Source organism: Natronoarchaeum rubrum (assembly GCF_024494695.1).
The window spans coordinates 217,314-230,206 of sequence record NZ_JANHDP010000008.1 but is presented as its reverse complement, the minus strand read 5'-3'; the positions used below and the strand labels follow the sequence as shown (position 1 = coordinate 230,206).

Annotated in this window: 15 protein-coding genes; 12 read left to right on the top strand and 3 right to left on the bottom strand. The window is 68.8% G+C overall.

Translation table 11 applies throughout. The annotated features are described in order from the left end of the window. Positions 1-13: 13 nt before the first annotated feature. Positions 14-457: a DUF7975 family protein gene (locus NO931_RS19280; protein WP_256393993.1), complete on the bottom strand. Its 444-nt coding sequence runs from the start codon at positions 455-457 to the stop codon at positions 14-16. Positions 458-536: 79 nt separating this feature from the next. On the opposite strand from NO931_RS19280, the gene NO931_RS19275 reads away from it, so the two are divergent. Beyond that, entirely contained in the window at positions 537-1,184 is a 648-nt protein-coding gene (locus NO931_RS19275) for an adenylate kinase (protein WP_256393992.1), read from the top strand. Positions 1,185-1,271: 87 nt separating this feature from the next. On the opposite strand, the gene NO931_RS19270 is transcribed toward NO931_RS19275, so the two are convergent. Further along, entirely contained in the window at positions 1,272-1,508 is a 237-nt protein-coding gene (locus NO931_RS19270; protein ID WP_256393991.1) for a hypothetical protein, read from the bottom strand. A gap of 251 nt (positions 1,509-1,759) precedes the next feature. Here NO931_RS19270 and NO931_RS19265 point away from each other — a divergent pair, with 251 nt between their 5' ends. Then, positions 1,760-2,257: a hypothetical protein gene (locus tag NO931_RS19265; protein WP_256393990.1), complete on the top strand. Its 498-nt coding sequence runs from the start codon at positions 1,760-1,762 to the stop codon at positions 2,255-2,257. A 41-nt stretch (positions 2,258-2,298) separates the two neighbouring features. Here the strand turns inward: NO931_RS19265 and NO931_RS19260 are convergent, their stop codons facing one another. After that, positions 2,299-2,694, bottom strand: a complete 396-nt coding sequence (locus NO931_RS19260; protein ID WP_256393989.1) for a MaoC family dehydratase — start codon at positions 2,692-2,694, stop codon at positions 2,299-2,301. An 87-nt stretch (positions 2,695-2,781) separates the two neighbouring features. Between NO931_RS19260 and NO931_RS19255 the strand changes: the two genes are divergently transcribed. From NO931_RS19255 to NO931_RS19210, 10 genes are all read left to right on the top strand, one after another. Beyond that, the gene (locus NO931_RS19255; RefSeq protein ID WP_256393988.1) at positions 2,782-3,600 is read left to right on the top strand and encodes an alpha/beta fold hydrolase; all 819 of its coding nucleotides are present in this window, start codon (positions 2,782-2,784) and stop codon (positions 3,598-3,600) included. Further along, on the top strand, positions 3,600-5,288 hold the full coding sequence (locus NO931_RS19250; protein ID WP_256394031.1) for an AMP-binding protein: 1,689 nt from the start codon (positions 3,600-3,602) through the stop codon (positions 5,286-5,288). Before NO931_RS19255 ends, NO931_RS19250 begins: the two co-directional genes overlap by 1 nt. A 75-nt stretch (positions 5,289-5,363) precedes the next feature. After that, complete coding sequence (locus tag NO931_RS19245) at positions 5,364-6,065, top strand: helix-turn-helix domain-containing protein (protein WP_256393987.1); 702 nt, start codon at positions 5,364-5,366, stop codon at positions 6,063-6,065. A gap of 51 nt (positions 6,066-6,116) precedes the next feature. Further along, positions 6,117-7,286 carry a thiolase domain-containing protein gene (locus tag NO931_RS19240; protein ID WP_256393986.1) on the top strand — a complete coding sequence of 390 codons (1,170 nt, stop codon included), beginning with the start codon at positions 6,117-6,119 and terminating at the stop codon, positions 7,284-7,286. Then, positions 7,283-7,660, top strand: a complete 378-nt coding sequence (locus tag NO931_RS19235; RefSeq protein ID WP_256393985.1) for a Zn-ribbon domain-containing OB-fold protein — start codon at positions 7,283-7,285, stop codon at positions 7,658-7,660. The genes NO931_RS19240 and NO931_RS19235 overlap by 4 nt, the downstream gene beginning before the upstream one ends. A 244-nt stretch (positions 7,661-7,904) precedes the next feature. After that, positions 7,905-8,753: an SDR family oxidoreductase gene (locus NO931_RS19230; protein ID WP_256393984.1), complete on the top strand. Its 849-nt coding sequence runs from the start codon at positions 7,905-7,907 to the stop codon at positions 8,751-8,753. A gap of 81 nt (positions 8,754-8,834) precedes the next feature. After that, positions 8,835-10,190 (top strand): ABC transporter substrate-binding protein, encoded by a 1,356-nt coding sequence (locus NO931_RS19225; RefSeq protein ID WP_256393983.1) that lies wholly within the window; start codon positions 8,835-8,837, stop codon positions 10,188-10,190. Then, positions 10,187-11,086 carry an ABC transporter ATP-binding protein gene (locus tag NO931_RS19220; RefSeq protein WP_256393982.1) on the top strand — a complete coding sequence of 300 codons (900 nt, stop codon included), beginning with the start codon at positions 10,187-10,189 and terminating at the stop codon, positions 11,084-11,086. The genes NO931_RS19225 and NO931_RS19220 overlap by 4 nt, the downstream gene beginning before the upstream one ends. After that, on the top strand, positions 11,083-11,793 hold the full coding sequence (locus NO931_RS19215; protein ID WP_256393981.1) for an ABC transporter ATP-binding protein: 711 nt from the start codon (positions 11,083-11,085) through the stop codon (positions 11,791-11,793). The genes NO931_RS19220 and NO931_RS19215 overlap by 4 nt, the downstream gene beginning before the upstream one ends. Continuing rightward, positions 11,790-12,800 (top strand): branched-chain amino acid ABC transporter permease, encoded by a 1,011-nt coding sequence (locus NO931_RS19210; protein ID WP_256393980.1) that lies wholly within the window; start codon positions 11,790-11,792, stop codon positions 12,798-12,800. The genes NO931_RS19215 and NO931_RS19210 overlap by 4 nt, the downstream gene beginning before the upstream one ends. Positions 12,801-12,893 lie beyond the last annotated feature (93 nt).

Genomic DNA, 12,893 nt, shown 5'->3' with positions numbered 1-12,893 from the left:
CGCGACGCCGATCCTACACTTCGGCTGCCCAGGTGCGGTAGTCCTCGGGCCGCTCGTACACCTCGCGGAACGCCCGGTCGAGGAACTGCGCGACGCGCTCGGGGTCGGTGCGGGCGGTCAGGCGGACGTTCGTCCCCTCGGCCTCCTCGGGCCTGTGGAGGTCGTCGATCGAGAACGCGCCAAACTCGTCGAGCAGCGACTTCAGCCGGTCGAGTTCGGCGTCCGTGCAGTCGAGGTTGAGTTTGCCGTCGGCGTACTGGACCCACGGCGCCGCGGCGTCCGCGTCGTCCGTTTCGTCCGCCGAGGCGTCGGCGTCGTCCGGCGTCGCGTCGGCGTCATCGTCAGTGGCGTCGGCCTCGATCGTCAGGAACGGGCTCGCGCGCTGCTCGTGGGCGTCGATGGCCTCGACGAACAGCGCCCGTCGCGCCTCGGGGTCGGCGGCGTCGAATCGCGTCATGGTCTCCGGTTGGCACCCCGGGGGCAAAAGCCCGGCCGATTTTCTTTAAGCCTTTAAGCGGGGAGGCTGAGGTACGAACATGGCCAATCCGAACGTACTGATCCTCGGAGCACCGGGTGCGGGCAAGGGTACGCAGAGTTCGCGAATCGTCGAGGAGTTCGGCGTCGAGCACGTCACGACCGGCGACGCGTTGCGCGCGAACAAAGATATGGATATCGGACATCTCGACACCGAGTACGACACGCCGCGCGCGTACATGGAGGCCGGCGAGCTGGTCCCCGACGAGGTCGTCAACGAGATCGTCAAGACCGCCCTCGAGGAGGCCGACGGCTACGTGCTCGACGGCTATCCGCGCAACCCCTCGCAGGCCGAGTACCTCGACGAGATCACCGACCTCGACGTCGTGCTCCACCTCGACGTCGCCAAGGAGGAACTCGTCGACCGCCTGACCGGTCGCCGTGTCTGCGACGAGTGTGGCACGAACTACCACGTCGAGTACGACCAGCCCGAGGAGGAGGGCGTCTGCGACGAGTGTGGCGGCGAGCTGATCCAGCGCGACGACGACACCGAGGAGACCGTCCGCGAGCGCCTGAACGTGTACGAGGACAACACCGTCCCCGTCATCGAGCAGTACGAGGGCGACGACGCGTTCGTCCGCGTCGACGGCGAGCGCGCGCCCGACGCCGTCTGGGAGGACGTGCGCGACGCGATCGCCGAGCAGGCCTGAACGAGTTCGTTCTCGCCGATCGTGGTTCGGTTGCAAGCACGGCGTCCTCCCGGCTAGGCATCGCATAGCCGTTTGATCTACCGCCGTTCAGTCGCGTCGGGCGTACCAGAACGCCAGGACCACGAACAGCACCACGAATCCGGTCGCGAACGCTGCCACGAACAGTACTCGCCCCGGCAGACCGGTCGTCAACTCCTCGTAGCCCAGCGCGACCAGTCCGTCACGGACGGCGATAGCGGTTCCGGCGGTGACGGCGAGCAACGCAAGGGTCGCGAGGATCGATCGAAACCCGCGAAACGCGCTTTCGGTCATTCGGCGGTTCACGGCTAGAGTCATGTCCAGCGCTTGCTAAGTTCTTTCCCAAGTTCCAGTCACCGATCCACTCGACCGACGGCGAGCGCGTGCCCGATGGGGTCTGGGAGGACATGCACGACGCGGTCGGCGAGAAAGCCTGAGCGGGGCGCCGCCGTCGTCGCTTCGGCGCCGCAGCGGAATGCTTATCGGAAACACCGCTCCGTCGGTCCGAACGCCCGACGATCGGAAAATTTTACTCCAAACTGTCCGAACTGCGAACGATGCCCTCCAGACGAACGTTGCTTCGCTCCGCCAGCGTCGCCGGCGTCGGCGCGCTCGCCGGGTGTAACGCGCTCCGGCCCGGCGCCGAAGGGTACGTGCAGTTGAAGACAGTCGAGGGGATGTACGGGGAGAACGGCGTCTGGAAGAGCGATACCGTAATCGACGTCGAGCTGAGCTCACCGCCGGGCGAGAAGCCCCCGGAACTGGAAGGCCCCTTCGGTGAGTGGGATCGCTACTTCGACACGCCGCGCCAGCCCGTCGTCTCCGAGTCGCTTCACGAGGAACTTCGACTATCCTACGAGAAAGTCCGCTACGTCGTCGGCGTCTGTACTCCGAAGTGGGCCGACGGCGGCGACGATATCGGCTGCTACAACGTCGCGACGACCCGCGAGACGTTCAACGCGGCGCAGGTCCACGACCGCGTGCGGGCGTCCTCGGACGGGTCGTCGATGACCATCCACTCGACCGACGGCGAGTGGTCGTTCGACTCGGAGTGACCGCCGCCCGCTGCGACCCGGACGCAGGTCGTTCTCGCCTCCTACTCGTGAGGTTCCGACAGCACCGTCGCCGTCCCCGTGACGGCCGGTTCGCCGTCCGCCGCAGCCGTGGTTTCGACGCGAAGCATGTCGCCGTCGAGGCCCTCCGCGACGGTGACCGTCGCCTCGATCGTCTCGCCGGGTCGGACGGGCCGATCGAACGACAGATCCTGCGAGACGTACACGATGTCGCCGGGCAGCTCCGCGAGCGCGCTGGAGATCGCCCCGGCCGGGAGCATCCCGTGGGCGACCGGGCCGTCGAACAGCGACTCGCTGGCGTACTCGGGATCGAGGTGCAGCGGGTTGTCGTCGCCGGTCACCGAGGCGAACGCTTCGATGCGCTCCTCGGTCACCGGGAGCTGGGCCGTGGCCGTGTCGCCGGGGGTCGCTACTGGCATACCTTCAAAGAAGGACAGCAGTCGGGTGAAACGCCGGGTTGACATGCAAACTTCCCGTTTGAATAGCGTCGCCGCTCAAACACGAGTATGCCAAGCGCTAGCAACGGCGGCGTCGACGTCTACTACGAGGTCGACGGGCCGTCCGAGGCCGAGACGGTCGTTCTCGTGGAGGGACTCGGCTACGGCCGCTGGATGTGGAACTGGCAGCGCGACGCCCTCGCCGAGCGCTACGAGACGGTCGTCGTCGACAACCGCGGCACCGGCGAGTCCGACGCGCCGGAGGGACCGTACTCGATCGCCGAGATGGCCGCCGACGTCGAGGCGGTGCTGGCCGATCACGGTGTCGAGCACGCACATCTCGTCGGCGCCAGCATGGGCGGGATGATCGTCCAGCGGTACGCGCTGAATCACGACCGCGCGGCGTCGATCTCGCTGCTCTGTTCGAGTCCGGGCGGCGACGAGGCGGCCGCGGCGTCACCCGAGGTCCAGGCACGGATGGTCGCCGAACCGGAGGGGTACGACGAGCGCGAGGTGATCCGCCACCGGATGGCGCCCGCGATGTCCGACGGGTTCCCCGAGCGAAACGACGACTTGATCGAGCGGATCGTCGACTGGCGGCTCGAACAGGACGCCGGAGACGCTGCTCGGGAGGCCCAGCTCGCCGCGGTTGGTGCGTTCGACGCCAGCGACCGACTCGGCGAGATCGAGGTGCCGGCGCTGGTCGCTCACGGCACCGCGGACCGAGTTTTGCCGGTCGAGAACGCCGACCTGCTCGCCGACGGGCTCCACGACGCCCGGCTCGAACTGTTCGAGGACGGCCCGCACCTCTTCTTCATCGAGCAGTCCGACGCAGTCAACGAGACGCTGCTGGAATTTTTGGATTCTCAGTCGGGTGATGCGCGGTGATTCACGACCACGGCGACCGCCCCTACGACTGGGTCGGCGCCTGGAGCGAGCGCCGGGCGACGCTCACGCCCGACGCCGTCGGCCTGAAAGACGTGACGACCGGCGAGGCCTACACCTACGCCGACCTCGACGAGCGCGCGAACCGGACCGCGCGGCTGCTCGCGGACCGCGGCGTCGAGAAGGGCGATCGGATCGCGGCCGTTTCTCGGAATCGCGTCGAGTACCTCGACCTCTTTTTCGCGGCGGGAAAGCTCGGCGCCGTGCTGGCGCCGCTGTCTCACCGGCTGGCGCCGCCCGAACTCGGCGAACTGCTCGAAACCGTCGACCCGTCGCTGTTGGTCGTCGAGGCGCCGTTCGTCGAGGACGTCGCCGCGGCGCTCGACGGCGACGCGCCGTGTCCCGCGGTGCGGCTTCCAGCCGCGGGCGATGTCGACGCCGATGCCGACGCGGCGTCACGCCCGCTCGACGCCGAAGCGCCGCCGAACTCGCTCGCCGAGGCCCCGACGTACGCGGACGCGCTGCCCGAGGACGGCTCGCCGGTCGCCGGCGTCGACGTCGCGCTGTCGGACCCGGCCCTGTTTCTCCACACCGGCGGGTCGACGGGGACGCCGAAAGAGACCGTGCTGACCCACGGCTCGCTGTGCTGGAACTCGTTCAACACGATCACGTCGTGGGGACTGCGGTCGGACGACGTGACGCCGATGGTGTTCCCGATGTTCCACACCGGCGGCTGGAACGTGCTGACGATCCCCTTCTTCCACCTCGGCGGAACGGTCGCGATCAGCAGAGAGGTCGATCCCGAGCGAGTGCTCCGGACCGTCGAGCGCGAGGGCGCGACCGTGCTGGTCGCGGTTCCGGCCGTGTTGCGCATGATGGCCGACGCCGACGCGTGGGACGCCACCGACCTCTCGACGCTCCGGTTCGTCAAGAGCGGCGGTGGCCCCTGTCGCGACGCGACGATCCGGGCCTGGCGCGAGCGCGACGTCGACCTCTCGCAGGGGTACGGCCTCACCGAGTGCGGCCCGAACAACTTCGCGATGCCGGACGGCTGGCCCGAGGAGAAAGCCGACACGATCGGCAAACCCGTGCTCCACGCGGACGTCCGGATCGTCGACGAGCGCGGCGACCCGGTTGAGGACGGCGAGATCGGCGAACTCGAACTGGCCGGCCCCCACGCCGCCGACCGGTACTGGCGCGACGAGGGCGAAACCCGGGCGACGTTCGGCGCGCGCGAGGGCGCCACAGGTGCCGACGCCGCTGTGGCATCCGAGAGCGACGCCGATGCCGCTGATCGGGCAGCCGAGTACGGTTGGGTCTCGACGGGCGATCTCGCTCGGGTCGATGAAGACGGCTACTACAGCATCGAGGGGCGCAAGAAGAACATGTACGTCAGCGGCGGCGAGAACGTCTACCCGCCCGAGATCGAGACCGCGCTCACCGACCATCCCGGCGTCGACGAGGCCGTCGTGATCGGCGTCCCCGACGAGCAGTGGGGAACCGTCGGTAAGGCCGTGATCGAGGGCGACGCGTCGCTGACGATCGCGAAACTCCGCGACTTTCTCGACGAGCGGCTCGCGGGGTTCAAACACCCTCGCGAGCTCGCGTTCGTCGACGAGATGCCGACCAGCGGCCCCTCGAAGATCGACCGGTCGGCGATCGCAAGACGGTTCGGTCCCGGGGAGCGCTGAGTGCTTCGCGACCGACGACGCCGTCCCGGGCATCGACACGAAAGATAATTATGTAGTTGTACTGAACTGGCTGGTATGATAGACGTCGCCATGGAGATGGAGCAGTACGACTGCCCCTTCATCGACACCACGGACGACCACGACGTGTCGTTCACGGCGGTCCACTGGCAGTTCGACGGCGTCTCGAAGGAGTTAGAGACGCGGCTGGCCGTCGAGGGCGAGAGCCGAACGGAGTTAGAACAGGGGCTCACCGCGCTGCAGGATCACGACAACATGCGCGAGTGCTCGCTCTTTTCCAAGCGCGGCGAGTCCGCGGTGATCCGGACGATCATCGGCCAGACGAACGCGATGAAGGTGATCCGCGACCACGGCGGCTACATCACCGGCCCGTTCCACATCGAGGACGGCAGCGAGCGCTGGGAGGTCGGCTTCGACGAGGAGCGGGTCGCCGACGACACGCTCTCGGATCTCGAACGGAACAACGAGTTCACCGTCGAGTCTCGCGAGTCGCTGGGTACCGACGAGCTGTTCGACCTGCTGGAGAACGCCGAGCCGGCGATGACGCTGCTGGAGGGCTGTCGGGACCTGTCGTCGGTCGAGCGCGAGACGCTCTCGACGGCCGTCGACAAGGGGTACTTCGAGGATCCCCGCGGGGCGACGCTGCAGTCGCTGGCCGACGAGTTCGACATCTCCGACACCGCGGTCTCGAAGAATCTCCGGCGCGGCGAGCGCAAAGTAGTTCGGCGGATCGTTCAGGCGCTCGGCGACCTGGAGTAGGTTCGCATTTCAACCTGCCACCTTTTCGGGCGCGCTATCCTCTACTGTAGCATGCACGACGCACGGATCGCGGGCGCCGGGATGACACCGTTCGGCGTCCACGAGTCGACCCTTCCTGAACTGTTTGCAGACGCCGCGCTCCCTGCGATGGACGACGCCGGCGTCGCGGCGACCGACGTCGACGCGGTCTACCTCGGGAACGCGATGGGCGGCCAGATCGAGGGCGAGAGCCACCTCGCGCCGACGCTCGCCTCGCACGTCGGTCTCGCGGGCGTCCCCTGTCAGCGCTTCGAGGACGCCTGCGCGACCTCCTCGAACGCGTTCAAGCACGCCGTCCGCGCGGTCGAATCCGGCGCCCACGACGTCGTCCTCGTCGGCGGCGTCGAGCGCTGCTCGCCCGAGACGGGCAAGGCGACCGACGAGATGACCCGCATCTTCGCCAGCGCCGCCCACGGAACGTACGAGCGCCCGACCGGGCTGACCTTCCCCGGCGTGTTCGCGCTGCTGACCAAACGGCACATGCACGAGCACGGCACGACCGAGGAGCAACTCGCGGAGGTCGCCGTCAAGAACCACCGCCACGGCAGCCTGAACCCCCGCGCACACTTCGGCAAGGAGACCACGGTCGAGGAAGTGCTCGACGGGCCGATTGTCGCCGACCCGTTCCACCTGCACGACTGCTGTCCGTTCTCGGACGGCGCGGCCGCGGTCGTGGTCGTTAGCGCCGACGCCGCGGCCGAGTTGGACTGCGACCCGGTCGCGGTCGCGGGCGTCGGGCACGCGACCGACGTGGTACCGATCGCCGACAAAGGTCACCCCTCGATGACCCGGTCCGCGCGCGACGCCGCGAGCCAGGCCTACGAGACCGCGGGGATCGGCCCTGACGACGTCGATGTCGTCGAACTCCACGACTGTTTCACCGGCGCCGAGGTGCTCGCGACCGAGGCGCTCGGACTGATCGAAGACGGGCAGGGCGGCCCGGCAGCGGCGGCGGGCCGTACGTCGCTGGGCGGGGAGATCCCCGTCAACCCCAGCGGCGGGCTCAAAGCGAAGGGCCACCCCATCGGCGCGACGGGGATCGCCCAACTGGTCGAACTGACCGAGCAGCTCCGGGGCGACGCCAGCGACCGGCAGGTCGAGGCCGCCGACGTCGGGCTGGCGCACAACCTCGGCGGCGACGCCGCGACGACGCTCGTGACGGTGCTGGAGGTGGCCCGATGACCGATCTCTCGGAGTATCTGTCCGACGGTCGGCTCGACGCCGACGGCTGGACGGGCGCACTGGAGGATGGCCACCTGCTCGGGCAGGCGTGTCCCGAGTGCGAGCACGTTACCGCGGCGCCGAAGGCGGCCTGCGCGCGCTGCGGCAGTCGCGACCTCGATCCCGTCGAACTCCCCGAGGAGGGCACGGTCTACTCGGCGACGCGCATCGAGGTCGCGCCCGAGGGGTTCGAGGCGCCCTACACGGTCGCGCTGGTCACGGTCGGGGACGCGCGCGTGACGGCTCACGTCGCGGACGACGTCGAGATCGGCGACGAGGTTCGGTTCCGCGGCGCGACCGACTCGCCCGAAGGCCCGGCGCCGACGTTCGGCTGAGGCGCGGCGGGCGGCGGCGTCGCAGTCCGACGGGCGGCAGCGTCGCGATGCCGCCCCGTCGTCGGCGTCACGGTCGCACCTCGTCGACGGCGTCGGCGCGACGCTCTCTCCTCGGCCGTGTCGCGACGCCACGCCTCCCCGATCGTGCCGTAACGCCGCGCCTCCTCGACCGCGGCGCGCTCCCCGCGGTTCGGTTTGCATATCAACTGCTCCCTTGTTACTCGATCCGCTCGTACCTCGTTATATGGGAGAGTCTACCACGCCGCCCGAGATCGAGCGCGACGAGATCCACACGATCGACGACGACCGCTTTTCGCCCGAGAACGTCTGCATCGTCACCGGCGCGGCGTCGGGTATCGGTCGCGCGGTGACGCTCGTCGCCGCGGCGAACGGGTTGACCGTCGTCGCGACCGACGTCGACGAGGACGGTCTCGAAGGGACCGCCGACCGGGCGGCGGAACTGGCCGTCGAGGGAACGGTCGAAACCGTCCCCGCGGATCTGCGCGACGACGCCGCGATGGACGCGCTCGTCGACGCCGCGGCCGAGTTGGGCGAGCTCCGATACCTCGCGAACGTGGCCGGGCTCCAGCACGTGGCCTCGATCGAGGCGTTCCCGATGGAGCGGTTCGACGAGATTCAGGACGTCATGCTGCGCGCGCCGACGTACCTCGCGAAGCGCTGTCTCCCCCACATGCGCGAGGCGGACGGCGGCTGCGTCGGCAACATGGCGTCGGTCCACGGCCACTACGTCACGAGCGACAAGGTCGCGTACAACGTCGCCAAGTTCGGGCTTCGGGGGCTCACCCAGTCGATCGCAGCGGAAGGCGACGGGACGGTTCGTTCCTTTTCGGTCAGCACGGGCTACGTCGAGACGCCGCTCGTGACGAACCAGATCCCCGATACCGCAGAGCAGCGCGGCATCTCGGAGGAGGCGGTGGTCGAGGACGTGATGCTCGGCCAGGCTCGCGCCAAGGAGATGATGGCTCCCGTCGACGTGGGGAACCTGTTCGTGATCGGGTTCTCGCGACTCGCTCGCCATCTCAACGGCGGCGATCTGCTGTTCGACGGCGGGATGACGCTGACCTACGACTGAGCGACGCCGCGCCGACACCTAGCGAGGTTTGTATATCAACACGGGTGTCTTTGCTGCGTTCGCCCGACATATTGAGATACAATGACACGCATTTCCAGGCGATCGATTCTGAAAAGCTCGGGCGCGCTCGGTGCGGCCGGCCTCGCGGGCTGTCTCAGCGAGGAGAGTCCGGGCGGTGGCGGCGGCGGCACGCTCCGAATCGGCGTCATGCAGCCGCTGACGGGCGACCTGAAGTACTACGGCCAGCAGAGCCTCTGGGGGTTCCTCTCGGGGCTCGCGTACAAACACGACGCTGAGCCGCTCGACGTCGACTCCGCGGGCGAGCAAACCATCGAGGGCGACGATTACGACTACGAACTCCTGATCGAGGACACGCAGTTCAGCGCCGACCAGGCCCAGTCGGTCGCGACCGACCTCGTCGAGAACCGCAACGTCGACGTGCTGTTCGGGACGGCGAACTCCGGGTCCGCCCGGCGGGTGATCACGTCCGTCGTGGCGAACACGGACACGCCGTTCGTCGCCGGACCCGCCGCGGCGTCCGACATCACGTCGTCCAGCGAGTACTGCAGCGATCGAGTGTTTCGGGCCAGCGAACACACGGCGATGGACGCTCGCAGCGGCGGGCGGTACGTCGCCAACGAGACCGACGTCGAGCGGGTGTACATCATGGCCGCCGACTACAGCTTCGGTCGCGCGGTCGCCCGGAACTACCGGTCGGTGCTGGAGAGCGAGGGGATCGAGATCGTCGGCGAGCAGTTCGTCCCGCGGGGGTACTCCCAGTTCGGCGGCCTCTACGACAACGCCGTCGAGGAGGACGCCGACGCCGTGATCGGCGGGTTCACCGTTTCGACGCTCCCCGCTTTCCTCTCGACGGGGCTGTCGGGCGACTACGACCTCCGCATGTTCGGCGGGTTCGCGACGGAGATCTCGAACGCGGCCATCGGCGGCGTCGCCCAGCGGACCTTCGGCGAGGACTTCACCGCACAGGACCTCCGCGACGCCAAGCTCGGACCGTTCACGACGCGGTACCACTGGAACCAGTACGACAACGAGATCAACGACACGTTCGTCGAGTCCTACACGAACGCCTACGGGACCGTCCCCGACCTGTTCTCGGGCGGGACGTTCACCGCGGCGTCCTCGCTCGTGCAGGCCGTCGAGGAGTCTGGTTCGACGGGCGCGGACGACATCGTCGACGCGCTCACCGGCATGACCGTTCAGGACACGCCGAAAGGCGAGGGCGCGTACACGTACCAGGAGTACAACAACCAGGCCCGGTCGGCGATGACGGTCGCCAACCCCGTGCCCACCACCGACGAGTGGGCCGACAACTGGGACGCCGCGATCATGCCGAGCGAACCGCTCACGACCGTGAGCGCCGACGAGGTGACGATTCCGCAGGACGCCGACGGGATGAACTGTAACCTTCAAGGATGATACGTACTACCGGACTCACCAAACAGTTCGGCGGATTGACGGCGGTCGACGGCGTGGACTTCGAGCTCGGGGAGAACGAACTGTGCTCGCTCATCGGCCCCAACGGCGCCGGCAAGACGACGTTCTTTAACCTGCTCACCGGATCGCTGTCGCCCACTGAGGGACGTGTCGAGCTTCGTGAGACCGAAACGAGAGACGAGGGCGACACTGGGAGCCCAGGCGGCGCTGAGTGGGTCGACGTCACCGACGCCGAGCCTCACGAGACGGCGCTGGGCGGGCTTCACCGATCCTACCAGATCTCGAACCTCTTTCCCACGGCGACGGCGCTGGAGAACGTCCGGGTGGCCGCGCAGGCCCACGGCGGCGCCGACGCCTGGAAGCTGTGGCGGAACGTCTCGGCGTTCGACGAGTACGAGCGCGAGGCCCGTGCGATCCTCGAACGGGTCGGACTCGCCGACGAAGCCGAAACGACCGCGGAGACGCTCTCCCACGGCCAGAAACGGCACCTCGAAGTCGCCGTCGCGCTCGCGGGCGACCCCGACGTCTTGCTGCTCGACGAACCGACCGCGGGCGTCTCCAGCGACGCCATCGACCAGCTGGTCGAGCTGATCCGGAGCGTCGCCGCGGACCACGCGGTGCTGCTCGTCGAGCACAACATGGACGTCGTGATGGACGTCAGCGACCGGGTCGCCGTGCTCCACCAGGGATCGCTCATCGCGGACGGCCCGCCGGAGGCCGTGCGGGAAGACCCGGCCGTGCAAGAAGCGTACCTCGGCGGTTACGAGCCCGGAGCCGACGCGGCAGGCGATACCGATCCGAGCGACGGCGACACGACGGACGCCGACGATGCCGCGGACGCAGGACCCGACTCCGACGCCGGAGGTGAGGCGGCGTGAGCGCCGACGCGCCCGCGCTCGAACTCGACGGCGTCCACAGCTACTACGGCGAGAGCCACGTGCTGCGCGGCGTCGACCTCGCGGTCGAACGCGGCGAGAACGTCGCGCTCGTGGGGCGCAACGGCGTCGGGAAGACGACGACGCTGCGATCGATCCTCGGCCTGACGCCGCCCCGCGAGGGCTCGGTGCGTCTGGACGGCGTCGACGTCACCGGCGAGGAGACCCACGACATCGCCCGCCGGGGCGTCGGCTGGGTGCCCGAGGAGCGCCGGATGTTCGGCCACCTCAGCGTCGAGGAGAACCTGCGCGTCGCGACGCGGCCCGACGCCGACACAGCGGCGAAAGTCGAGGAGGCGCTCGACGCCTTCCCGGCGCTGCGGGACCACCGCGACCGCGACGCCGGCGATCTGAGCGGCGGGCAACAGCAGATGGTCGCCATCGCCCGCGCGCTCGTCGGCGACAACGACCTGTTGCTGGTCGACGAACCCAGCGAGGGGCTCGCGCCCCAGATCGTCGCGGAGGTCGTCGACGCGCTCGGGACGCTCGCCGACGACGTGACGCTGCTGCTCGTCGAGCAGAACTTCCCGATGGCGATGGACCTGACCGACCGGTTCTACCTGCTCGACCACGGCGAGGTCGTCGAGAGCGGCGACTCCGACGCCGTATCGCAGGACGACGAGATGATACGGAGGTATCTCAGCGCATGATCGACCTGCTCACGCTCGCGTTCGTCGACGTGTTGATCGATCTGCTCCAGCCGGGAACGATCGCGCGCATCGTGCTTGACGCCCTGTCGAAGTCGGCGCTGTACGTGATGATCGCCAGCGGGCTCTCCCTGATCTTCGGGCTGATGGGCGTGCTGAACTTCGCGCACGGCTCGCTGACGATGATCGGCGCGTACCTGGGCGGCGCGGTGATGGTCGTGACGGTCTCCGCCGGCATGAACGGCCCCGCGCGGTTCGTGCTGTTTTTCCTCGCGATCGCCGCGACGTTCGGCGCGCTCACGCTGCTCGGCAGCGCCGTCGAGGTGACGCTGATCCGACCGATCTACGACCGCGAGCCGCTGTTCCAGATCCTGCTCACCTTCGGGCTCGTGCTGGTGCTCGACGAACTCGCGCGCATCGTCGTCGAACTGAACGGGCTCCAGCCCCGGAGCAAGTGGCAGGCGGCGATCGGCACCGCGCCCGACTTCCTCTCGAACTGGTACACCGTCGCCGGCGTCTCCACGCGCGGGCTGTACCTGTTCGAGGTGCTGCTCGGCGCCCTCGTCGTCGCCGGCATCTGGGCGTTTCTCACCCGGACGCGCTACGGGCTGTACATCCGCGCCGGGAGCGAGGACCCCGAGATGACCCGCGCGCTCGGCGTCGACGTCCGGAAGGCGTTCACGGTCGTCTTCGGCGTCGGCGCGGGGCTGGCCGGCGTCGCCGGCGCCGTGCTGATGTGGGACCCGCGCTTCGGCGCGACCGTCCCGCTGAGCGTCGAGACGCTGCTGGTCGCGTTCGTCGTCGTGATCATCGGCGGCCTGGGCTCGTTCCGGGGGACGGTCGTCGCGGCCGGCATCGTCGGACTCACCGACGCGCTGATGACCTGGCTGTTCCAGAACCACGTCGCCTTCCCCGGCCTGCCCGAGATGGTGACGTTCCTCGTGCTCGTGGGCGTCCTGATCGTCAGGCCCCAGGGCCTGTTCGGCGTCGCGGAGGTGGGCGGCCATTAGCGACCCCACCGAGCCGGCCGACGCCTCGGCGTCGGCGGTGAGTGACGCGTCGGCCAACTCCAGCGACGCGTCCGCGGACGCTGGCGACGCGTC